Below are 23982 nucleotides of genomic sequence, written 5' to 3' on the forward strand. Positions count from 1 at the left end.
TATGCGTCATAACTTGCCCCCCGAGTGTCCTCGCCGTATGAAAATACGGCTCCGGTACTCAGGGGGCAAGTTATTTAGCATCCAGCACGTCTAAACGCCGATTTCCTTCGGGTGGGTAAACGATAATAAATTATGATTTGTCTTTTTGTTTGTCATGCCGGGTTTGACCCGGCATCCAGGGGCTTGGGATTTTGTTTTATAGGGAGTAGAACAAGACAAGCCACTGGACGCCGGCTCGGAGGCCGGCGCGACAAATTAAGGGCAAACGGCAGCCTGGCTCCGATAGGCTGAAAGATAAATAGCTGTCTTTCGTCTTTGTCTATCGTTGATTTTTAGTGGGTTTGTCATGTATGATTTGCCGTGGGTGGAATCTAATCCACGCTTACGTAGTATAATATATGTCATTGTGGAATTTTTATGTAAGTGAGTGATGATATAGATGTTAGGCGCGCTGATTGGCGATATTGTGGGCTCCGTCTTTGAGCGGGCCCCGCACAAGTCCAAAGAATTTGATTTTATCTCGGAGAGAAGCCGTTTCACGGACGATTCCGTGCTCACCGTCGCGACGGCGGACGCGCTTCTCCACGGCTACGGCTATATGCCGGTCTTTAAGTATTGGGGGCGTTCTTATCCGAACGCCGGATATGGGCAGAAGTTTTATCGCTGGTGCCTCTCCGACAGCGACGAAACGGGAGAGAGCTACGGCAACGGCTCCGCGATGCGGGTCTCCCCCATCGGCTGGGCCTTCGACAGCCTTGACGAGGTGCTGGAGGAGGCTAAGAGGAGCGCGGCTCCGAGCCACAACCACCCGGAGGGTATCAAGGGAGCGAGCGCCGTCGCCGCCGCCGTCTTTCTCGCGCGCGGCGGGAAGAGCAAAGATGAGATAAGGGATTATATCGCCGGGGAGTTCGGTTATGACCTGAACCGCCCGCTTGAGACGATCCGTCCCGAATATACATTTGATTCGTCCTGTCAGGGCAGCGTGCCGGAGGCGATCATCGCCTTTCTGGAGTCGGAGGACTTCGAGGATGCGCTCTGCAACGCCGTCTCGCTCGGGGGCGACTCCGATACGCAGGCCTGTATCGCGGGAGCGATCGCCGAGGCCTTTTACGGCCCCGTCTCAAAGCGCTGGGTGACGATGCTCAACATCCTTTTGCCGCAGGAGGCGCTGCGGGTCATCGACGCGTTTAATAAGAGGTATCTTGATTCCCGCTATAATTTCTTCTGCTGCGGGCAGGAGAGCGCGGAGGGCCGTCCCTCGGAGAACGGCATGCCTTATGAACTGCTGAATCTGAGCCCCGGAAGCTGCCGCTGGTGGGTGAAGGAGCTTGGAATGCAGGACGAGGTCTGGGCCTTTGTGACGGAGTCCGAGATCCCACGCGAGGCGAGCGTCTATTTCTCGACCGACACGCCCGTGATATTCGATCAGCTCTGCTTTAAATCATTTGAGGATGCCTTCATCGCGCTCAACAGGAATGGCTTCGACCTCTATTTTGAGAACTACGCGGAGGGCGGCGGACCGGGTTACTACACCTCCGCGCCGCGCGGACGCTTCCGTATCGAGCCGCACCCGCTGTTTTCCTCTGGTAAGCACTGGATATAATAAAAAAACAGAAGAAGAACCGGCGTTTATAAAAATTGGCGCGAATTAAGCGCCGGTTTTATTATTATGTGAAATTCTCAGAGCCTGTTTACGTTCTTTGCGTGAGTATGATAAATAGCGGTTTAGTACAGGTTTTTGGCGCCCTCTCTGAGGGAGCCGAAATCTTTGATAAATCGCTGTTTATCTTACTTTTGACCTCTGCTGACGCGTTTGCCCATCTCTTTCTTACGGTTCTTTGTTTTATAGGAAAAAGCCTCCCTCCCCTCATTTGACAGACGGATATCCGGGTATTAAAATCTTAGTTAATATTATACGATATGTTTGCTTTGTATTAATAAAACATACAAGTAATTCTATGCTGAAGAGGGGCGGTGCGTCGGATGCACAGCGTGTGGGTGAAGGGAATATTGTCGGCGAAAAACGGGATGAATCTATACCGCGGCTGCTCTCACGGCTGTATATACTGCGATTCGCGCAGCCGCTGTTACCGCATGGAGCATGATTTTGAGGATATCGAGATCAAGGAGAACGCCATAGAGCTGCTTGAGGCGGCGCTCCGGCGCAGGAGGCAAAAATGTATGATCGGGACCGGCTCCATGACGGATCCCTATATCCCGCTGGAGATGGAGACAGGAAACGTCAGGCGCGCGCTCTCCCTGATCTGCCGGTACGGCTTTGGTTTTACCGTCATCACCAAGTCTGCCCGTCTGCTGCGTGACCTGGATCTGCTGAAGAAGATAAACGAGCGGAGCAAGTGCGTGGTGCAGATGACGCTTACCACCGGCGACGAGGAGCTTTGCCGGAAAATTGAGCCGAACGTGAGCACAACTAATGAACGCTTCGAGGCGCTCAAACAGCTGCGCGAAGCCGGGATACCAACAGTCGTTTGGCTCTCCCCCATCCTGCCGTTTATCAACGACACGGAGGAGAATATCTCCGCCATACTGGATTACTGCGCGGAGGCGCGGGTTCGCGGCGTCATTTGTTTCGGTATGGGGCTGACTTTGCGCGAGGGCAGCAGGGAGTACTTTTACAGCCAGTTGGAGCGGCATTTCCCCGGTATGAAGGAGCGGTATGCCGATAAATACGGCGACCGCTATGTGGTCACCAGCCCCAACAACGGCAGGCTTATGCGGCTGTTTCATGATAGATGCGCCGCACAAGGCATCATGCATGACAACAGCCGCATATTTGAATATTTAAGTACCTTTGAGGAAAAGACTTTCGGCAGGCAGTTAACTCTCTTCGATTAATATCCCCGGAAACGCCCCTATCGATAACACTTTGCCTTAAAGGGTGAATATACGGAGTTTTTTGTATTTTTCCGTATAAATAATGGGTGTTGCCGCCGTATTATATGCAAACAGCATGGAAAACAAAGTTTTTACGGAGTTACCATTTAGATAAAACTACCTGTATCTATCAATCCTCCTGCTGTATAAATATAAGCAATGCAATAAACATAAAATAAACGGAGGATTTACACAAATGAAAAAGTTTGCATCACTATTAACGGTTATTTTAGCGGCTGTCGTTATGATGGGAGCCACCCAGGCGGCTAAGGCGGAGGCGGCGGCGTACCCGCTGAAGAAGATCTCTCCGCAGGAGGTCGCGGTGCTTCTTGAGACGCAGCGTCCGATAGCGATCATCGACGTCCGCAGCCTTCCCGACTTTAAGGCCGGTCACATTCCCACGGCGGAGTCGCTTCCCTTTGAATTGATGATGGATGCCATGACGCATACAATGATCCCCGACGTGAATAAGGTCATCGTGGTCTACGGCGCGAACGACAAGATGAGCAAAGAGGCCGGACAGAAGCTCTGCGATTTTGGCTACAAGAACGTTTACTACATGCCCACCTTCACGGAATGGGTTGGCGAGATAGTGGTCATCGGACCGGCGAAGTAATATTTTCCATCTGCAGCGGCGGACCTCCCGTGCGGGAGGTCCGCTTTTTTGCCACTGGGCAGCGAAATATGCGCAGCGATTCAGTTTTGTTTATTTCTTATTGTTGATTATTTTCGGAGTGGTTATAAAATAATATCTGTGTAATTTTATATTTGGGAGGAATCGTTTTGGAACTTAAGGGAAGCAAGACAGAGAAAAACCTTTGGGAGGCCTTTGCCGGAGAATCAATGGCGCGCAACAAGTACACCTATTTTGCCTCCGCCGCGAAAAAGGCAGGATATGAGCAGATAGCGGCGATTTTCCAGGAGACGGCTGACAACGAGAAGGAGCACGCGAAGCTCCATTTCAAGGCCCTTTCCGGTATCGGCGACACGCTTGCCAACCTCCTTGCCGCCGCGGCAGGTGAAAACGGCGAGTGGACCGAGATGTATCCGCGCATGGCGAAAGAGGCGCACGAGGAGGGCTTCGAGGAGCTTGCCACGATGTTCGAGAACATTGCCAAGGTCGAGGCCGTACACGAGAAGCGTTACCGTGAACTCGCGAAAAATGTTGAGGACGGAACCGTATTCGCTAAAGGCGGCAAGCTCTTCTGGAAGTGCCGCAACTGCGGCGCGGTCTTTGAACTCGACAAGGCCCCCGAGAAGTGCCCTGTGTGCCAGCATCCGCAGGCATATTTCGAGATCGAGGCGAGAAACTGGTAGATAAATTTCTGACAAACTGAAATTGTCCCAAATGGCGCGCGGAGTTTTATCTTCGCGCGCTGTCTCGTTATCGGCTGCTGCTTCATCTCACGGGCGCTCTTTCTTATTTTTATGCTGAGATGCCCGATTTTATCCGTAACGTTATTTTTCCGCAGGACAGCACATAAAGAGCCGTATGGTCCCGGAACCTCCTAAATCATTCGTGTAGCTTGTGCAGGTTCCATTCTGCAAAGTTTATTATCGGCAGGCCTGAAATATCACAATGTTTATGTTCGTCTATTCCTGTTTTGAAGTGGCCGGCAAGGAGATATAAACGCTTAATGTAGACTATTTGACACCTTGATAAAAAGGTGTATAGTTGCTATATTTCACTTACTTAGCCATATTTTGTGTCATGGTGACTATTGTACAGTGTAAAAATGCTTATTATAAAGAAGTTATATTTACGGCTTTTAGCCCGAAACCTCGTTGACAGACGAGGATATGTGTATGTGTTTAAAGGCTGGAATGAAAGATTGGCATAAGGGTCGCCGCTGCCATTTTTGCTGTTTATGTAGTCTGGACTATTCAGGCTTAGGAGGAAAATGGGTTGGATTACAATAGGTACGCCTCAATAATCATTGAACAGCAGGATACTATCTGCTATATCTGCGATATAGATACGTATGAGCTGATGTACGTCAGCCCCGCCGGCCGCAGGATCGTTGGTGCGGTTTCAGATGCCGGCTGGCTGGGGCATAAATGCTATAAGCTCATTCAGGGAAGAGACGCACCCTGCCCATTCTGTACAAATTCAAAGCTGCGGCAGGGGGAAAAATACTGCTGGGAGTTTTTTAACCCCAATCTCCAACGATATGTGGCCTTAGAGGATACGCTCGTGGATATCGACGGCAAGCTTTGCCGGCTGGAGATGGCGACGGATATTACGGACCAAAAGATGGCCATTCATGAGCTTAAAAACCAGCTGACAGCTGAGGAGGCGTTGGTACACTGCATCCAGACGCTGACGCTCGAAAGCGATATGAAGCTCGCGATAGACAGGCTGTTGGAGAATATCTGTAAATTTTACGCCGGTTCCCGCGCCTATATCTTTGAATATGAATTTGAAAATAAGATAATCAAAAATACCTACGAATGGTGCGCCGAGGGCGTCAGTCACGAGATCGAGAACCTTCAGAATATCACCATCGAGTATATCGCAGGCTGGAACAGGATGTTTGCGGAGAGAGGGGAATTTTTCATCACCTCGTTAAGTGGGGACCTGGACCACAATTCCGAGGAGTACCGTATTCTCGACGCGCAGGGCATCAAGAGCCTGATCGCGGCGCCTCTGCTGAAAGATGAAAAGATAATCGGCTTTCTGGGTGTGGACGACCCCACCGTAAATACGGAAGATAAAACCCTTCTGCGTTCCGTCACCTGTTTCGCACTCGCGGATATTGAGAAGCGGCGTCTGCTCAAGCAGCTGGAATATATGAGTTATAACGACGCGCTCACCGGCCTGCAAAACCGTAATAAGTACATCGACGTCCTGCAAAGCTACAATGAACGGCAGCCAGAGAGACTGGGGATTTTATTTTTAGACCTCAACGGCATGAAAGCGGCGAACGACTCCTACGGGCACGCCTACGGTGATTATCTGCTCTCACACGCCGCCGAGATACTTCGCAGGAATATGGGGGATAACTCGTTCCGCATCGGCGGCGACGAGTTTGTGTCACTCTGTGAGAATATCTCCAAAGAAGAATTTGAGAAGAGGGTCGATTCTCTGAGGTGTGAGGTCCGCGAGGATAAAGACTGCAGCGCCGCCGTTGGTTTTGTCTGGAAGAGCGGAGATTTCTCCTTCAACGAAGGTATCAGCTACGCGGAAAGGCTGATGTATTCTGAAAAACAGGATTATTACAGACATATTCTCGACCACGGCAGGGAGCATCGAATCGGGGTTTCCGGACAAGTCTGGGAAGAGATAGACAACGGCCGCTTTGTCGTCCATCTGCAGCCTGTCGTCGAGCTGGAGAGCGGAATGATAGTCGGAGCGGAGGCGCTGGTACGTAAGGTGGGTACGGAGGGGCGGCTGATCGCTCCCGATAAGTTCATCTCCCAGTATGAGGTTGAAGGCGTGATCTGGCACGTGGATTTCTATGTATTTGAGACGGTCTGTTCAATGCTTAACCGCTGGCTTAAAGCTGGGATATCATTAAAGGTGTCCGTCAATTTTTCCAGATATACCCTTATAAAGCCGAGTCTGGTGCACGATCTCCTGTCTATCTGCGAAAGGCACGGCGTCTCGCCAAAAATGCTGAATATCGAGGTAACCGAAAGCGTCAGCCAGGTGGACCGGGATCAGTTGGCGAAGATAGTGGACGACCTCAAGAGTGCGGGGTTTTTCATCGTCCTTGATGACTTTGGCACGAAATATTCCAACCTCTCCATCCTAAGTGCCGTGGACTTCGACTGGGTCAAACTTGATAAGTCGCTGGTGGCTGATATAGAATACAATATAAGAAGCCGCATGGTCGTAAAAGAGACGCTCAGAATGTGCGGAGATTTTAATGGTACGAAGCTGCTGGCCGAGGGTATCGAAACGGAGGGACAGCTGAAGCTGCTCAACGGCTACCGATGTGATTACGGTCAGGGGTTTTATTTTTCTAAACCGCTCCCGATAGAGGACTTTGAAGAGTTGTATCGCGAGGGATCTTTTCTGCCGCGTATGGATTCGGGGGCACAGCCGGCGGGATATCTTAAAAATTAGAGTAAACGAAGCTGTGCTGGCTGCCGCCTGTTCTTTTATATTTTCGGGACGCCCCTTTTCCACTCGTGCCAGTTTCCAAGAATCTCTTTAACGAGCGGCGCCGCAGCGCGATAGTTGTTAACTACGCTGATCGCGAAGGCGCCGCTCGAAACGGCCTTTTTCATGCCGTGAGGCAGCTGGTCGAAGTCCGTTCCCGACCTTATTATCAGCAGTCTTTCCAGGTGGCGGCTCTGCTTCAGGACGTAGGCGATGGCGTTGTCTTCCTCCTGTAAGATGCCGTACCTCCCGGCCTTATGTTCACGGCAGAGGCGCTCGGCCTGTGCTGAGGCTTCGCCGCCGGTCTTTTTGGGGCTGACCGTCACCGAGGTGGCGGTAAATATGAAGGGGTCCGACTGGGCCGTCTTTGACGGGTAGCGGTCTCTGTGTTTTGCCGCTTTGGCGTTGTCCGTCAGCTTAGTGTCTTTGTTCAGCAGGAGCGACCATTTTATAAGATCTTCGTTGAGTCGGAAGAGGCTGCCGCTCTTAGCTACCATAATCTTTTTCTTGCCTTTTTTGACGGCGGTCGTCTTGTATTCGTGGTCGAGCACCCATTCGGCGATACATACGGAGCCGGTGGAGGCCGCCTGCGGCGGGACGCTGGCGCTGCCGGTGACTACGAAGTAGGCCTCGCTGAAGTCGAAGCGCGGGTCCTTAAGCAACGCGGAGAGCGAGCCTACGGCGCCCTTTTTGCCTTTGGCGATCGTGATGAAGGCAAGTCCGTCCTTGATATAGATATAGGAGTCAGTCCCCTTCACCCGGTAGTATTCCGCGTTGGAAAAGTTTTTGTCGTACCAGCGTTTTATCTCCAGCGAGTATTTCAGCGGAACACGGGCGATATCTTCGACTGTATATGTGGTAAGGATCACAACTTTTAGGGGGATCACCTCGGCCTTGGCCGGGGAGACGGAGAAAAGGCTTAGGCAAAACAGAAAGGATATTATCAACACTTTTAATTTCATTAGCATCACCACGTAAAACCATTATCTGATAATTTAGGGCATGATTATACCAGAAAATCGCTGGTTTATGATAAAGAAATGTGAACTGAGCAAGGCAAACTCCTCAGACTTGGCATACTGCGGCTCGCCATAGGCTGCCCCGACTTTTTTTAGCAACGACGGTCTGTAAGATGACGCTCTTACAGACCGTCGTCTGCCCCGTCCCGAAGTATCCCGTCCACAATCGCTCTTACCTCTGCAGGTGAAAACGGTTTATGGATAAATTTCGCCGCGCCCATCACACAGACACGATTTTGGCATTCCTGCGTTTCGTCCGCGGTGATGACGACCACGGGGATTTTGCCGATGAGTCCCTCCGAGGCCATCTTTTTCATGACCTCGTATCCGTCAACAGGCGACATGACGATGTCAAGCAGCAGTAGGGCTATCGCCTCACCGTGTACAGCGAGCTGTTCAAGCGCATCTGCGCCGTCACCGGCCTCAAGGATTTCAAAACTCTCGCGTACGAGAATATTTTTCAGAATAATACGGTTAATCTCCTGATCGTCGACGATAAGAATTTTTTTATTCCCGGCCATACCATTCATCAGCAACCTTTATCTTCACGTTTACTCTTATACCCGCTGTACTGCGGCTTGAGGCTAAAAGGATGCTATTGGCCGCTGCCGCGCCTTTCGCATATTATTTCTGAAATCAGTCTTGCGATGAAGACCAGCGCGTTGATCTGATCCTGGGTCCACAGTCTGTGGATGACGCAGTCGTCGAAGCCGACAAAGCCCTTAAATTTCCCCTCTTCCGTGATCGAGACCTGCAGCGTCGACAATATTCCCTGGGCGCCAAGAAGTTCCTGGAGTTCTTCTGAACAGTCTTCAAGATTAGGGCAGTAAAAAATTCCTTCTTCATTGAAATTTTTTCTGTAGTCCCCGCCAAAGTCCAGAATAGGTATGTTAACCAGCAGGGTTATCTGAGGCTCAATTCCATCGTTGCACCATTCGTACGTATTATTGACATAGAGGCCGTCTTCGGTGGACTCAAATATATAGGCGCGGCTGACGTTGAACATTTTGCCGATTATATTGAGGATGAGATTCAGAGCCGAGTCAAAACCGCCGCGCTCGCGCAGCGTGTCGAAGGTCAGACGCAGCATTTCGGAGGGATTGACGCCAAGCTGGTTTTCAGATTCTATGCTGCTGCCTGATGTACGAGAGGAGGCGCCGGAGTCCTCCATTTGGGGCACTGCTTCCGTCCTTTCGCCGTATGCCACATAATTATTCTTTCCACAGCGTTTTGCCTGGTAGAGCGCCTGGTCGGCGTGGCTGAAGAGAGACTGAAAATCATTCTCTTCAGATGTGGCGATGGCGACGCCGATGCTGCAGGAGAGGTTGCGGCTGTACATATTCTCGTGGAGTATGCCGCCGAAGGCGTTGAGTATCTGCTCTGCGTGCGAGTAAGCCGTCGCCGCGTTAGGAATGTGGGGCATAAATACCATAAATTCGTCGCCGCCGATCCTGGATACGACGTCGCTGGAGCGGAATATGGAGCTGATATTCTCCGCCAGTTTACTCAGCACCGCGTCCCCGAACATGTGTCCGTAGCTATCGTTTATGTGTTTGAAATTATCAACGTCAATGATGAACATTGCCCCCATGTCGCCAGGCACCATCGTCTGAAGGTGGCGTTCTACCTGTTCGCGTCCCGTATTCTTGTTGTATAGCTTTGTCAGGGAATCTCTCTCGGCCTTTATCCTCAGCTCGTAGGTCTGACGCCTGTCGCTGTCTATGTCCATTATTACGCCGATGACTCTGAAGGGGTTTCCCATCTCATCGAACAACGCCGTCGCCCTTACCCTTCCCCAGTGGTAATTGCCTAAATTATCGGCGATGCGAAGCTCCTCCTCCATGTAGGCCGTGCCGGTAGACATAGCGTCGAGTATGCGCCTGACGGCCTGTACGTCGTCTGGATGTACGCAAGGGTTCTCTTTTATTTTAACGCCGCTGCCGGCAGGTTGATAATCATATTTTTTGTACCAGTTGGGCGAGATAAAGAATTCGTCGCTCATTATGTCCCATTCAAAAATTATGTCGTTGCTCTGGTCGATAATTATTTTGTACCTTTCCAGAGAGCGCAGCAGTATCTCCTCTCTCTCTTTTATCTTCGTGATATCGATGAGGAGGCTGCTGTAGTATCTTACGCCGTCGCCGTCGACAAGGCTGACCGTCTTATCGAGCACCCAGACGAGCGTCCCGCCCTTGGCCATGACCCTGTATACGAGTTCAAAGGGAGAATCGGCGGCGACGTATTTTTTAAACGACGAAAGCAGCCGCTGCCTGTCCGGCGGGTAGATCATCTCCAAATAGTGGTTATGGAACCTTGATGCGATCTCCTCTTTAGTATATTTGAACAAATCGAAAAAGCCGCAGCCGGTGTATATCAGCGTCAGATTGGCATCGTCAAGATATCTGTTGACCCCGATGAAATTTGAAGCGGCGCCGTTATCGCAGCCGCGGTCGTCAAATAGTTTGGCCTCCTGAGCCATTTCACGTTTTACCGCCGGCCGTAGGCCGTATACTGGCGGTTCCGCCGTCGAAGCGGCTGACGGATTATCGGAGTAAGCTTCGGATAATTCCAAGAATGTGTTTTTCACATTCTTGAAACAGGCCAGCAGACGCGGTGAGAACGCACCGCATTTTCCATCGATTATCATGGTACAGGCGTCGCCATGAGATATGGCTTTTCGGTAAATCCTGTCGTTTGTCAGCGCGTCGTAACAATCTACCAGCCCGACCGTCTGGGCGTGTATGGGGATAGTGTCGCCCGTCAGCCCTTTGGGATATCCCCTGCCATCCCAGCGCTCGTGATGATAGAGGCAGATATCCATGGCATAGCGCATGAATAGGCGGTCGCAGTTTTCCGCGTTTTTGTTAAGGTTCTCAAGTATTTCATATCCCTGCTGCGCATGGGTCTTCATGATATCGAATTCCTGTGCCGTCAGCGGGCCCGGCTTGTTTAAGATCGTCTCGGGGACGGCGGACTTGCCGATGTCATGCAGTGAAGCGGCCTCCGCGATCATGAGAATATGGTTGTCGTCGATACCGTATTCGGGGTAACGCCTCACGACCTCCTCAAGGAGCGTCTGGGTAAAGAGCTGCATGCGCTTTATGTGCCGTCCAGATTCAAGGTTGTTATATTCCATCATAGATCTCAGACCATCCAAAATAGGCTGTTTGTACCGATGAAATTCCCTTTTTTGCAGCCTGATTATGTTGCCTAAAGCCTCCCTGCTCCTGCTGGCGTCGGTAATATTTTTTATCCGCTGCCGGAGAATATCGGCGGCAATCGGTTTTATCATCACATCGCAGATGCCGAAATCGAAGGCCATGAGCTTGAGTTCGACAGAATCTTTGTCTGCTATGACCATTGCCGGTATCTTTGCGGAAGCCGCGTATCGGGCGGCGTCTTTTGCAAAGGTGAAAAAATCTATTTCGTCTGCGGCCACCGCGAAAATTACCGCGGTAACGCCCTCACCCTCCGATTTAACGACAGAGAGCGCCTCGCCGCTGTTCGCCGCTTCAAGCGCCGTCCATTTATCCGGGGAGAGTATTTCTTTTATAGCGGCTCTTTCATCTTCGAGAGGGCTGATAATGAGGAGCTTATTTCTCATAGGCATCCTTTCTCCATTGTTTCGCGGCATAACCAGCACCGTGCTCAAACAGCGGCCGTGAAATGCAATGCGTCCCTATATGCCTCAGCATACAGGGACATTAAAAATATTTTTATTTATTATACTACTTACATCCGTATATTTGATGAAAATAACCGATGACTAAAGCGGATGAAGTTACCGACGGGGATGTTGTAAGCGCCGTTCTTCTTCACTGTTGCCGTCTTGGCCGTATTCAAATAAACGGAAAACTACAGCTCGATCTCTGTTTTAAAGGCAACGACCGCCTCGCCCGTGATCCTTACCAAGGTGGGACGTCCTTCGGTAATTTTCACATTCACCCTCATGCCTCCGTCACGTTTGATCGCCTCTCCCTGCCGGATGGAAAAGGAGAGTTCGTCTTCCGACTGCAGAGTCCTGCAGATGCCGAAGTGTACAAGGTAAATTCCCAGAGGGCCATTGGCGTTGCCCGTGACCGGGTCCTCTGAGATACCGATGGCGGGCGCGAACATACGTCCGTGAACCAGCACGTCGTCCTCTGGATTCAATGTAAAAACATAATAACCGCCGCATCCGACATCGGCGCTGATTACGGCAAGCTCCCCCATGTCAGGTTTAAGTTCGTGCAGCCTGGATTCAGATTTTATTCCGACCATGATTTTGGGATGGCCCGCCGAGGCGACGGCGACTGGACAGTCCTCCCTTATCTCGTTTTCCTTTAAACCGAGCGCCGCGGCTATTCTTTTCACAATAGACGGCTCAAAAGGTGTGCCAACCTCCGGCGTTCCCTGGGTCATAATGATGGAGTAATCGCTATCCTCCCGTATGATATCCACGGGTAAAATGCCCGCCTTCGTCTTTTGCAGCACTTGGCCGGAGACCGCGACTCCCTCGATCGCTCGCACATAATGCGCCGCGACCGTCGCATGTCCGCAGAGCGGCACCTCTGTTGTCGGCGTAAAGAAGCGCACCTCCACATCGTAGTCCGGCGAGGCGGAGGAAAAAATAAACGCCGTTTCGGAATTGTTCATTTCACGCGCGATCCTCTGCATCTGTTCCTCCGTAAGGCCGTCGGCGTTAGGTACGACGCCGGCCGGATTTCCGTGGAATCTCTCCCTCGTAAATGAATCTATCTGATAAAGTCTGTACGTCTTCATGGTTCTCCTCCTCCGCTTCCACGTTGCCTGGCTGCTTATTATCGCCAGTATTTTATTATAGCCTGAAATGCAGCAGGTAAAGGGTTTGGCACATCCTGAACGTATAGCAAACACATCAATAATGTTCAGAGGCGGTAAACAGCGGTCTTCTGCGGGTGGGAAGTAGATAAATTACGGTTTAGCTTTTGGTTTTGCCCTTAAAGGCGCCCTCTCATGAACAGCATCCCGAAAATCGGACAGCCAAATAAAGCCCCTGGATTATAATAAAACTAAATACATATAAAGGGGGCTCTTCTATGCGTAAACGTAAAACAGAAGAAAGAATAAAATCAATTGAGATGCACAAACAGGGAATTCCACGAAGGCGGATTGCTGAAGAACTTGGTGTTAGTCCTGATTCTGTTAAAACATGGATATCTTTATTTATCCCTTTACCCACTCAAAGCTGAATCGTTATTTATATCCTTGCTGCCCCTGAACGAGGCCGACGCTCAGCGGAGTACTCCTGTAACACAAAAAGGTCCGTGTCTTGGAATATCCAAAACACGGACCTTATACAGCCGGAAATGTACCGGACGAAAGTCTGTTCTAACCGAGAGCCTCTTCCATCTTTGCCGCCGTCTTTGCTGAATAGCCGGCGATCTCTTCGAGGGCTTTCGCCATTCTCATGCGGCATTCCGCGGCGAAGACCTCGTCCTTTACTCCGGGAAGGTTGATGCGCACATTGTAGGAGGCCGCCTTGCCCGCCGCGTCGGCCAGCAGGGCCGCGCTGCCCGCGTCGCTGGCCGCGTTGGGATTACCGAAAGAGGCCGCCTCGCAGGCGAGCCGCGCCGCCACCGCGCAGGCTTCGAGGGTGCGCAGCGGTACGTCGGTGGCAGTTTTGGAGGCCTCGGCCATCGCCGCCCTGCGCGCCGCCTTCTGCTCGTCCGTATCTTTGGGCATCTTCATCGCCGCCATAAAGACGTTGAAGGATTCCGTATCGTCGTTCATCAGCTTGACAAACGAGGCGCGCAGGATCTCGCTCTCCTTGAATACATTCTCCATCGCCGCCCAGTTGTCCTTATATTTTTCCTTGCCGACTGTGAGGTTACCCACCATCGAGGTGAGGCCGGAGGCCAGCGAGCCGCAGAGCGCGGCGACGCTGCCGCCGCCGGGGGCCGGTGAGTTTGAGGCTAGTTCGTCTATGAATGCGCCGACTGTCATTTCTTCAAATTTCATCTTTTGTCACTCCTGTTATTTTAAAAGGAGACGGGCGATTTTTTCGCCCGCCTATTATGTCTTATAACCTAAATAATGTTATTTGTTGTTTTTGACGAGCTCGGTGAGGTACTCTTCGTCGGCGATATATGGCAGCGTGATGTGTCCGTCGCTGCGCTTCGCGTTGAAGGTCTCCACGGTCTCGATAGCGTGGTCGTTGCGGGCCCAGGCGCGGCGCGCTACGCCGTTGATGACGTCCCAGCTCATCGACTCAAGAATGATGCGGTCGACTCTTTCGCTGCCGTCAAGCACAAGGCCGAAGCCGCCGTTTATCGATTTGCCGGTACCAACTCCGCCGCCGTTGTGGAGCGCGACAAGGCTCATGCCGCGCGCGCAGTTGCCCGCGAAGCAGTGGATCGCCATCTCTCCCATAACATTGCTGCCGTCTTTGATGTTTGAAGTCTCACGGAAGGGCGAGTCTGTCCCCGATACGTCGTGGTGGTCGCGTCCGAGCATCACGGGGCCTATCTCTCCGTTTCTCACCATCTCGTTGAATTTGAGGGCGATGCGCATTCTCCCCTCTTCATCCTGGTAGAGGATGCGGCACTGGGTGCCGACGACGAGCTGATTTTTCTCCGCGTCACGAATCCAGACCCAGTTGTCGTGGTCCTGGAAGCGGCGGCTCGGGTCGATGCAGTCCATCGCCGCCTTGTCGGTCTTCTTGAGGTCCTCGTGGTCGCGCGAGAGGCAGCACCAGCGGAAGGGGCCGTAGCCGTAGTCGAAGAGGAGCGGTCCCATGATGTCCTCGACGTACGAGGGGAAGATGAATCCTTCAAAGGTGTTCTCGCCGTTCTTCGCGATTTCCTTCACGCCCGCGTCAAAGACCGCGCGCATAAAGGCGTTGCCGTAGTCGAAGAAGTAGGTCCCCTTCGCGGTGAGGGCCTTGATAAGCTCAAAGTGCTTCTTGAGCGTCTTGTCGACGAGGCGCTTGAATTCCTCTTTGTCTTCGGCGAGCAGGCGCGTCCTCTCTTCGAATGAGATACCCTGCGGGCAGTATCCGCCGTCGTAGACGGCATGGCAGGAGGTCTGGTCCGAAAGGAGCTCGACCTTCTTGTCGTTGTCAAGAGCGTACTGCAGAAGGTCGACGATGTTGCCCTCGTAGGCTATCGAGAGCGCTTTGCCCTCGGCCATCGCTTCTTCGGCCCACTTGAAGGCCTCGGCGAGGTCCGCCGTCCTCTTGCTGACCCAGCCCTGGCTGTGGCGCGTTTCTATGCGCGAGGGGTCTACCTCGGCAATGATCGCCGCCGCTCCCGCGATCTCCGCCGCCTTCGGCTGAGCGCCGCTCATGCCGCCAAGGCCGGAGGAGATGAAGAGGTGTCCCGCGAGCCCCTTGCCTTCGGGAAGGTGGAACATCTTGCGGCCCGCGTTGAGCAGTGTGTTATATGTGCCGTGAACGATACCCTGCGGCCCGATATACATCCAGCCGCCGGCCGTCATCTGTCCGTAGTTCGCGACGCCGAGGGCCGTCGCGCGGCGGAAGTTCTCCGGATCGTCGAAGAGTCCGACCATCAGGCCGTTTGTAAGGATCACGCGCGGCGCGGAGGGATGCGAACGGAAGAGGCCGAGCGGGTGTCCCGACTGTACGACGAGCGTCTGGTCCTGCGTCACGATCTCAAGATACTTCTTGATAAGCTGATACTGCATCCAGTTCTGGCAGACCTGTCCCGTCTCGCCGTAGGTGACGAGCTCGTAGGGATAAAGGGCGACGTCGAAATCAAGATTGTTCTCGATCATCACCTGGAAGGCCTTGCCCTCGATGCAATTTCCCTTATATTCGCTGATGGGCTTTCCGTAGAGCCGTCCCTGCGGACGGAAACGGTAGCCGTAGATACGTCCGTGCTCCTTATACTCCTCGAGGAACTCGGGGGCGATCTCTTTATGATACTTCTCGGGAATATAACGGAGAGCGTTCTTTAGGGCAAGCACCATCTCTTTTTCGTTGAGTACCTGTCCGCGGTTGGGGGCCCTTCTTATTCCCGGTTCAAACTCGGGCTTTGGGGGAAGTCCGTTCGGAAATTCCAGTCTCAGTTCCAGCGCCTTACCTGATGCGTCATGCATATCTGTCAGCTCCATTCTTTTTATTGATATTTCACAAAATTATTCCTTGACGTAAATGATTTTCAGACTATACTTATTGTAGCGCAAAGATTTAGGATTGAAAAGTATTAAAGTGCGAAAGCGTCATATTTTCATCAAATTTTCAAAAGTTTTATTCATTACTGGTAATTATAACACAAAATGGAAGATATTTGAGACAAAAATTAATTTTCTGAGGAGGAGTTTGACAATGACAACAGTACATCTGGACGGAAAATCGCTGACCCTGCAGGACGTTGTGAACGTTGCCCGCAAAGGCTACAAGGTGGAGATCGCGCCTGAGGCCAAGGAACAGATCAAGGAATGCGCGGCATCCGTAAGCGAATGGGTGAAGGAGGGCCGCGTCGTCTACGGCATCACCACCGGCTTCGGAGACCTCGCATCGGTGGTCATCCCCCGCGATAAGGGCCGTCAGCTCCAGGAGAACCTTCTTCTGAGCCACGCCTGCGGCTACGGCGAGCCGTACCCCGAAGACGTCGTCCGCGCCATCATGCTTCTCCGCATCAATACGCTCACCCGCGGCTTCTCGGGCATCAGCCTTGAGACGCTGCAGCAGATGGTCGACTATCTGAATCTCGGCATCCATCCCGTCGTCCCCACCCAGGGCTCCGTCGGCGCAAGCGGCGACCTCTGCCCCCTCTCTCATGTGGCGATCTCGCTTATCGGCCATGGCGAAGTGGTCTACAAAGGACAGAAGATGTCCGCCTCCGAGGCGCTCGCCAAGGTCGGCATGAAGCCCGTCGAGCTTCAGCCGAAAGAGGGGCTTGCCCTTAACAACGGCACGACGGTCATGAACGCTGTGGCGGCTCTCTGCATCGTAGACGCAATGAATATGATGAAGAACGCCGACGTCGCCGCTTCTATGTCGGCCGAGGCGCTCCACGCCGTCCCCTATGCCTTTGACAGGCGCACTCACGACCTCCGCCCGCAGGTGGGACAGGGCGTCGTTGCGGAAAATATCCGCCGCCTCATCGAAGGCAGCGAGATAATAGAGGCCTTTAAGAAGGACCGCGTACAGGACGCCTATTCGCTGCGCTGCCTGCCGCAGGTACACGGCGCGAGCCGCGACGCTATCGGTTATGTGAAGGAAAAGGTCGAAATAGAGATCAACTCCGTTACCGACAACCCCATAATCTTCCATAAGGACGGCGACGCGATCAGCGGCGGCAACTTCCACGGACAGCCGATGGCGATGGCGATGGACTTCTTCGGTATCGCCGCCGCCGAGTTCGCCAGTATCTCCGAGCGCCGCGTCGCGCGCCTCGTGGACCACAAGCTCTCCGACCTGCCCCCCTTCCTCGTCTCCGACAGCGGCGTCAACAGCGGCTTTATGATCCCACAGTACACGGCGGCGGCGATCGTATCGGAGAACAAGGTCCTCGCCCACCCCTCCGTCGTCGACTCGATCCCGACCTCCGCGAACCAGGAAGACCATGTCTCGATGGGCGGATACAGCGCTCGCAAGGGCCGCCAGATCCTCGACAACACCAACCGCGTCATTGCCGTCGAGATGGTGAACGCCGCGCAGGGCATGGATTTCCGCGCTCCTCTGAAGCCCGGCAAGGGCTCCGGGGCGGCCTTCAAGGAATTCCGCAAGCACGTTCCCTTCTATGAGAAGGACCAGTTCATGCAGCCTCTGCTTCTGAAGTCGCTGGAGCTGGTGGAAAACGGCACGGTCGTCAAGGCAGTGGAAGAGGCCATCGGCGAACTTAAGTAAGCGTTTTTAAATAATCGCGTTATGAATCCGGCGCCCTTCAATCCACGGTATTTTATTGACGTTTTATTGACGTCCCGCAGATTGTTTGGCGCCGGCTCGTATCTTCGCCGCTTGACACATACGAGCGGCTGGCGGTAAATTAAACTCAGCCGGAAGTCGGCGGCGTCAATAAAAATCTGAAAGGCAGGAATCAGTTATGGCAATGCAGTTGATCGAATGTGTACCAAACTTCAGCGAAGGCAGAAGACAGGATGTAATAGATGAAATAGTGAATTGTTTTAAGGGCAAACGCGGGGTCTATCTCCTCGATCACCGCGCTGACGAAGACCATAACCGTCTCGTCGTTAGCCTTGTCGGCGTTCCCGCGCCGATCCAGGAGGCGCTTCTTGAGGCGGCGAAGGTCGCTCTGAAGCACATCGACATGAACGCCCACCAGGGCGGCCATCCGCGCATCGGCGCCGTAGACGTCGTGCCCTTCACCCCGATCAAGGGTATCACGATGGAAGAATGCATCAAGCTCGCGCACGACTTTGGCGAGCGTTACTATAAAGAGACCGGTATTCCAGTGTACTTCTACGAGGACGCCGCGAAGCGCCCCGAGAGGAAGCGCCTTGAAGTCATCCGCAAAGGCCAGTACGAGGTGCTTAAGGACGAGGCTAAGACCAACCCCGACCGCAAGCCCGACGTCGGCGAAGCCTGCCTCCACCCCACCGCGGGAGCGACCGTTATCGGAGCGCGTAAGTTCCTTGTCGCCTTCAACGTCAACCTCGACACCGCCGACGTAAACGTCGCGAAGAAGATCGCCAACACCGTGCGCGCTTCATCGGGCGGATTCTGCCACGTGAAGGGCATCGGCCTCGCGCTTGAGGAGCGCGGCATCACCCAGGTCAGCATGAACCTCGTCGACTACGAAAAGAACTCGCTCTACCGTGTGCTTGAGATGATCCGCATGGAGGCGAAACGCTGGGGCGTACAGGTCATCGAGACCGAGGTCTACGGTATGATTCCCGTGAACGCGATACTTGAAAGCGCCGCCTACTATCTCCAGATCGCGGACTTCGACCCCGCGCAGGTGCTTGAGCTTCAGCTTCTCGACCTGATGGGCGAAAAGGCGGAATAATGAAAAAGCTATATCGGAACATGCGCATATTCACTCCCGTTGACGGCGGTAAGCCTCTTGCGGGAGCTGAACAGGCGAAAATCTCCGAGATAAAGAAGGGCGCGATGCTCGTCGCCGACGGCCTCATCGAAAAGATCGGGGCCGAAGAAGAGGTGACGAAGGGTCTCGACCGTTCGCAGCTCTGCTTTGAAAAAGACTTCGGCGGCGCCTGCGTCATTCCCGGCTTCGTCGACCCGCACACCCACCTCTGCTTTGCGAAACGCCGCGAAGACGAGTTTGGAATGCGCCTTGCCGGGCTGCCCTACCTTGAGATACTCAAGCGCGGCGGCGGCATACTCTCCTCCGTCAACGCCGTAAAGGGCGCAACGGAAGAACAGCTCTTCGAAACGACGAAGAAGCTCGCCCTTTCGGCGCTCGCCAAGGGTACGACGACGATCGAGATCAAGAGCGGCTATGGGCTGAGCCTCGACCTGGAGCTTAAGATGCTCGAAGTTATCCGCCGCGTCAGCTTTGAGACGCCGCTTGACGTGGTCCCCACCTTCATGGGCGCTCACGCCGTGCCGCAGGAGTGGAAGAACGAGGCCGACCGTTTTGTCGACGAGATACTCATCGGCGATATGCTGCCGAAGATAAAGGCCCAGGGCATCGCCGAGTTCTGTGACGTCTTCTGCGAAGAGGGCGTATTTTCCGTCAATCAGAGCCGCAGGCTGCTGAAGGCGGCGAAGGCGATGGGCTTTGACACGAAGATTCACGCCGACGAAGTCCACGACCTCGGCGGCGCGGGGCTCGCGGCGGAGCTGGCGACCCGTTCCGCGGAGCACCTTCTCGCGGCGAGCGAGGATAACCTGCGCGCGATGGGCAAGGCCGGTTCTATCGCCGTGCTGCTGCCGGCGACGGCCTACAGCCTTAAGAAGCCCTACGCGCAGGGACGGCAGATGATAGACTGGGGCGTGCCCGTGGCGATGGCCACCGACTGCAACCCCGGCTCCTGCTTCTGTGAGTCTGTTCCCTTCATCTTCGGACTCGGCGTGATGAATATGGACCTTACGGTGGAAGAGGCCCTCACCGCGACGACGCTCAACGCCGCCTACGCGATAAACCGCGCGAAAAAGCTGGGCAGCCTTGAGGCCGGAAAACAGGCGGACTTCGTCGTCCTTGACGGCGAGACGCCGACGACCCTCGCCTACCACGCCGGTTCGACCTCCGTCGAAGAGGTCTACAAGCTCGGGGAAAAGGTCGCCTAAACATAAGTAAGAGTTTATAAAGAGATACTTGAGAGCGGGGCTCCTTAGGGGTTCCGCTCTTTTTGTATGGCGCGTATAAACGCCGATCTCCCTGGCAGAAAAAAGAGATAAATAGCGGTTTACCAAAGATTTTGGCGCCCTCTGTGAGGGAGCTGGCTCGGCGATGTTTTTCGCCGAGACTGAGGGAGAGTTGACCTTAGGTTCTCCCGCGGCTTTTGCCGCGGGTTCTGTTTGGCGCGGGAACCGCGCCAAACAGAGTAACACTCCTTCCGTCAGCCGCCAAAAATAGGCGGCCGACACCTCCCTCAGAGAGGGAGGCTACAAGGGCAGAAGCTAAATCGCAATTTACAGTTTTCCTCATCGAAGATAAATCGTAATTTATTCCTTGCACCGTCGAAGCTAAACCGCTGCTTATCTCTTCCCATGCGCTAAGGCGTTCCGCGTTGAATAAAAGTATTGAAAACGGCCCTGCCAATTGCGATAGTTCCGGCAATTTTCCACGGAGCCGGATTGACAAAGATATCCTACGGGCGCAAACTTAGACGGAGAATAGAAAAACGGAGGCCTATAGATGAGAAAACTTTCCTATCCGCTGATCTTCGCCCTGTTCCTGCTGGTCGTCTCTGCGCGCGCCGAGGCTGCTTTGAGTATCAACGTTCTTGGCGGCGTCATTCAAAACCTCTCCGCTGACTGCTATAGCTATATACCGAATCACCAGACAGCGCTGACGGAGGAATTTATCGGCAAAGTGAATCCTGCCGTGCGAGAACGCATTGGCATTGCCGCCGACGGCAATGCCCGTCTGGTGATACGCGTGCAGTCGCCGCGGCCGGAGGACATTACGCTCTCTGCGAATCTGCCGCCGGGCGCAGCCCTGGAAAATATAAAGAGAACCGCCTTAGGCAGCAGGCTGACCGTTAAAACTGAGCTGGTCGGCGCGGCAGGCAAGTATCAGGGCAGCGCCGTGCTCACCGCCCCCGAGGAATGGCCGGGTGACGATACGCAGGAGTTCTTCCCTATCACCGTCACCGCCTCCCAGGGTGAAGAAAGCATCTCCAAAGAGATAAAGATATACCGCGCCCCCGTGGTGCTCGTCCACGGACTCTGGTCGGACGGCGAGACATTCGGAGATATCAACGATGAACAAACAGTCGCGGGAGCCCTCTTTGCCAATGGGACGCACCACGGATATTTTGAATATCCGGGCGATCAGGGGCCGTCGGAGGTACTGCCGCAAAGCGCCGATATCTTCTGCCGCGCCGTCGAAAATATGATCCGCGACCTACGCATGAAGAAGATCGAGGCGACGCGCGTTGATTTGGTCGGCCACAGCATGGGCGGCCTGATGGCGCGGAAATTCTTTCTCAACAGATACTACCGGAATAACCAGAATTACAACCAGGGGGCGGTGCGCCGCATAGTCATGCTCGCGACGCCGAATACCGGCTCCGGCATCGCCTCCTACGTAACGGAGGACGTTCTCTGGCTGCACGACGATACGATCGCGACCTCTCCCGACTACCGGGAAAAGATGGAACAGGTCTTTGAGATAATGGGCAGGGCGGGGATGAACGTCAAAGGGAGCGCCATAAAGGACCTGGCGCTGAACAGCTCTGAGCTGCGCCTGCTCAACGACAATCTCCCCGCCGGACTGCCGCTCTACCGGATCGCCGGCGATACCGGCGAGGCGCTTATTATGCCGGGGGCGGTCAGCAAGATTATAGAGGGAATAATCGCCCCCTACACGCACGAGAAAATATATAACGATATCCCCGCGCTCTTTGACGGATATAACAATAACGGCGGCAGACCCAGATTCGAGCCGGAGGACTCCGATTGTCTGGTGGGCCTCTCCAGCGCCCTCTGGGATGGCGTTATGAGCCGTGATAAGTCGGAGATCATCAAAGGCCGCCAGCACATGGGTATGGGCGCGGATGCCACGGTAGCGTCAAGGGTCGCCGCCCTGCTCTGCGGTCCCGTCTCCGCCTTTGAACCGATACCGCTGAGGTCGCAGCTGCGCTTCCCGGAGCAGTCCTCTCCATCGGCGGTGAAAGGGAACGTCGGAGCCATGCTCTCCAGCCTCTCCGACGCTGAATTTACGCAGAAGCTCGGCGAGCTTGAGTCGCTTTTGGAAAACCGGAATACGAAGGCCGAGGGGCCGGTATTTGGAAAGCTGACAGGGCTCTCATGTTATCCTGAGTCGCCCGTTCTCATAAGCGCCGGTACGACGCGCCGTCTGTCAATAAGTGGGAGCTATTCCACGGGAAAGAGGAAGAATGTCTCGCACAAAAAAGACGGGACCAAATACGAGGTGGCGGATGCCTCCGTGGCGCTTGTGGATGAGGACGGCATGCTGACGGCTCTGAAGCCCGGCCGCACGACATTGACCGTGAAAAACGGCAGTATCTCGGCCACGGCGGATATCTTTGTCATCCCCTTCGCGGTGGTTGCCGCCGATGATAAGGTGGACCCCGACAATCCTCCCGTCGACCCGGCGGATGAGATCAACCCGGACACGCCGCGCGGCTCATCTTCCAGCGGCTGTAATACGGGCGCGGGTCTGGTACTGCTGCTGCTTCCGGCTCTGGCTTTTATCATTAAAAAGAGCTAAAAGAATAATAATAAAAATCCCGCGCCGCCCCATTACCATATGGCGGCGCGGGATTTTTTATCGGTTAAATTCGCGCTAAATTGGTCATAAATGAGCTTAAAGGGAGATATTAGATACAGCGGAGCATAGCTGTCCTATACTGATAACATCTAGTATTATAGAAAAGGAAGTGGTATGAGAATGTCGCTCAGCTATATCGATGGTAAATACGCGCCGGTTTCCGAATGCCGTCTCCCCGTCACCGACATGGCTATCCAGCGCGGCGTCGCGGTCTTTGAGGCGATACGCATCTATGACGGCAAATTATTTGGCATGGATATGCACCTGGAACGCTTCGCGGAGAGCGCGCGGCGGGCGGGTATCTCTGCCGAAAAAATATTTCCCCAGCTGCCGGAGGTTATAGAGGGTGGGTTAAGGATGGAGGGCTGCCCCGCTGAGGGGCTCGTACGCCCCTACATAACTGGCGGGGATATAAATAACAAGGGCTCCTTTCCCGAGCCGCGCTTCTTTGTCCTTTTCGGCGGGATAAACAAGACCCCGGACGAGGAACGGAGACGGGGCGCGGTGCTCGAACCAAACCGCATGGAGCGTCCCTATCCGCTCTGCAAAAGTATCAATTACCTTTTCGCCCTCATACCGCTCGGCGGCGATAAGGTTAACCACGAGTCGCTCTATATGCCGGATGGTGAGATCACCGAGGCGATGACTAATAACTTCTTCCTCTGCAAGGATGGAAAGATCGTCACTGCGCCCGTGGGCAGGGTGCTTGACGGAGTAACGCGCAGTGTCGTGCTCACGCTCGCGCGGGAGAACGGTTTCTCCATCGAGGAGCGCTGTCCGCGCGAAGAGGAGCTGGCACAGGCCGACGAGGCCTTCATCACCGGCACCGTCAACGAAGTGCTCTCGGTCGTGCGCGTGGGCGATACCATGATCGGCTCCGGCCGCCCTGGCCCCGTCGCGGCGCATCTATACAGGCTCTTTCTCTCAAATATGGGGCGCTGGCTCAGCGCATAGAGGATAAAATAAAAGATAACTGATCTGAAAAAACGGGAGGCGGATATTTTCGCTCTCCCGTTTTTAATATTTTCGCCTGCCGCACTGCGAAATTCGTAAGATATACCTTATGCGGACAAACGCATCAATAGCAGGCGAAGCC

17 protein-coding genes are annotated in these 23982 nt (G+C 53.9%); 11 read left to right on the top strand and 6 right to left on the bottom strand.

Annotated elements, in window-relative coordinates; translation table 11 throughout:
- Positions 1-439 precede the first annotated feature (439 nt).
- The 5 genes from BED41_RS07810 (at position 440) to BED41_RS07830 (ending at position 6964) form a co-directional block, all read left to right on the top strand.
- Positions 440-1603 carry an ADP-ribosylglycohydrolase family protein gene (locus BED41_RS07810; protein ID WP_066744633.1) on the top strand — a complete coding sequence of 388 codons (1164 nt, stop codon included), beginning with the start codon at positions 440-442 and terminating at the stop codon, positions 1601-1603.
- Positions 1604-1983: 380 nt separating this feature from the next.
- The gene (locus BED41_RS07815) at positions 1984-2856 is read left to right on the top strand and encodes an SPL family radical SAM protein (RefSeq protein WP_066744635.1); all 873 of its coding nucleotides are present in this window, start codon (positions 1984-1986) and stop codon (positions 2854-2856) included.
- Between the two features lie 235 nt (positions 2857-3091).
- A complete protein-coding gene (locus tag BED41_RS07820; protein ID WP_084002333.1) occupies positions 3092-3511 on the top strand; it encodes a rhodanese-like domain-containing protein in 420 nt (139 codons plus the stop codon).
- A gap of 167 nt (positions 3512-3678) precedes the next feature.
- Complete coding sequence (gene rbr / locus BED41_RS07825; protein ID WP_066744639.1) at positions 3679-4212, top strand: rubrerythrin; 534 nt, start codon at positions 3679-3681, stop codon at positions 4210-4212.
- 589 nt (positions 4213-4801) lie between these two features.
- Positions 4802-6964: a sensor domain-containing protein gene (locus BED41_RS07830; protein WP_066744641.1), complete on the top strand. Its 2163-nt coding sequence runs from the start codon at positions 4802-4804 to the stop codon at positions 6962-6964.
- A 35-nt stretch (positions 6965-6999) separates the two neighbouring features.
- Here the strand turns inward: BED41_RS07830 and BED41_RS07835 are convergent, their stop codons facing one another.
- The 4 genes from BED41_RS07835 to BED41_RS07850 form a co-directional block, all read right to left on the bottom strand.
- Entirely contained in the window at positions 7000-7962 is a 963-nt protein-coding gene (locus BED41_RS07835) for a nucleoside phosphorylase-I family protein (RefSeq protein WP_066744643.1), read from the bottom strand.
- A 179-nt stretch (positions 7963-8141) separates the two neighbouring features.
- On the bottom strand, positions 8142-8549 hold the full coding sequence (locus tag BED41_RS07840) for a response regulator (protein WP_066744645.1): 408 nt from the start codon (positions 8547-8549) through the stop codon (positions 8142-8144).
- A gap of 65 nt (positions 8550-8614) precedes the next feature.
- Positions 8615-11623, bottom strand: a complete 3009-nt coding sequence (locus BED41_RS07845; protein ID WP_066744647.1) for a diguanylate cyclase domain-containing protein — start codon at positions 11621-11623, stop codon at positions 8615-8617.
- Positions 11624-11874: 251 nt separating this feature from the next.
- A complete protein-coding gene (locus BED41_RS07850; RefSeq protein ID WP_066744649.1) occupies positions 11875-12780 on the bottom strand; it encodes a PhzF family isomerase in 906 nt (301 codons plus the stop codon).
- A 296-nt stretch (positions 12781-13076) separates the two neighbouring features.
- Here BED41_RS07850 and BED41_RS16140 point away from each other — a divergent pair, with 296 nt between their 5' ends.
- Positions 13077-13229 (top strand): helix-turn-helix domain-containing protein, encoded by a 153-nt coding sequence (locus BED41_RS16140; protein ID WP_084002336.1) that lies wholly within the window; start codon positions 13077-13079, stop codon positions 13227-13229.
- Between the two features lie 139 nt (positions 13230-13368).
- Here BED41_RS16140 and BED41_RS07855 read toward each other — a convergent pair whose 3' ends face one another.
- Together BED41_RS07855 and hutU are read right to left on the bottom strand one after the other, a co-directional pair.
- Positions 13369-13998 carry a cyclodeaminase/cyclohydrolase family protein gene (locus tag BED41_RS07855; RefSeq protein ID WP_066744651.1) on the bottom strand — a complete coding sequence of 210 codons (630 nt, stop codon included), beginning with the start codon at positions 13996-13998 and terminating at the stop codon, positions 13369-13371.
- A gap of 78 nt (positions 13999-14076) precedes the next feature.
- A complete protein-coding gene (hutU, locus tag BED41_RS07860; RefSeq protein WP_066744653.1) occupies positions 14077-16095 on the bottom strand; it encodes a urocanate hydratase in 2019 nt (672 codons plus the stop codon).
- 229 nt (positions 16096-16324) lie between these two features.
- Here hutU and hutH point away from each other — a divergent pair, with 229 nt between their 5' ends.
- From hutH to BED41_RS07885, 5 genes are all read left to right on the top strand, one after another.
- Positions 16325-17851, top strand: coding sequence for a histidine ammonia-lyase (gene hutH / locus BED41_RS07865; protein WP_066744656.1), 1527 nt, complete (start codon positions 16325-16327; stop codon positions 17849-17851).
- 196 nt (positions 17852-18047) lie between these two features.
- Positions 18048-18971, top strand: coding sequence for a glutamate formimidoyltransferase (gene ftcD, locus BED41_RS07870; RefSeq protein ID WP_066744658.1), 924 nt, complete (start codon positions 18048-18050; stop codon positions 18969-18971).
- Complete coding sequence (gene hutI, locus BED41_RS07875; RefSeq protein ID WP_168160301.1) at positions 18968-20215, top strand: imidazolonepropionase; 1248 nt, start codon at positions 18968-18970, stop codon at positions 20213-20215. The genes ftcD and hutI overlap by 4 nt, the downstream gene beginning before the upstream one ends.
- 571 nt (positions 20216-20786) lie before the next feature.
- Complete coding sequence (locus tag BED41_RS07880) at positions 20787-22826, top strand: alpha/beta fold hydrolase (protein ID WP_066744662.1); 2040 nt, start codon at positions 20787-20789, stop codon at positions 22824-22826.
- A gap of 180 nt (positions 22827-23006) precedes the next feature.
- Positions 23007-23840, top strand: a complete 834-nt coding sequence (locus BED41_RS07885) for an aminotransferase class IV (protein ID WP_066749109.1) — start codon at positions 23007-23009, stop codon at positions 23838-23840.
- Positions 23841-23982 lie beyond the last annotated feature (142 nt).

This window comes from Cloacibacillus porcorum, from assembly GCF_001701045.1.
GTDB lineage: Bacteria > Synergistota > Synergistia > Synergistales > Synergistaceae > Cloacibacillus > Cloacibacillus porcorum.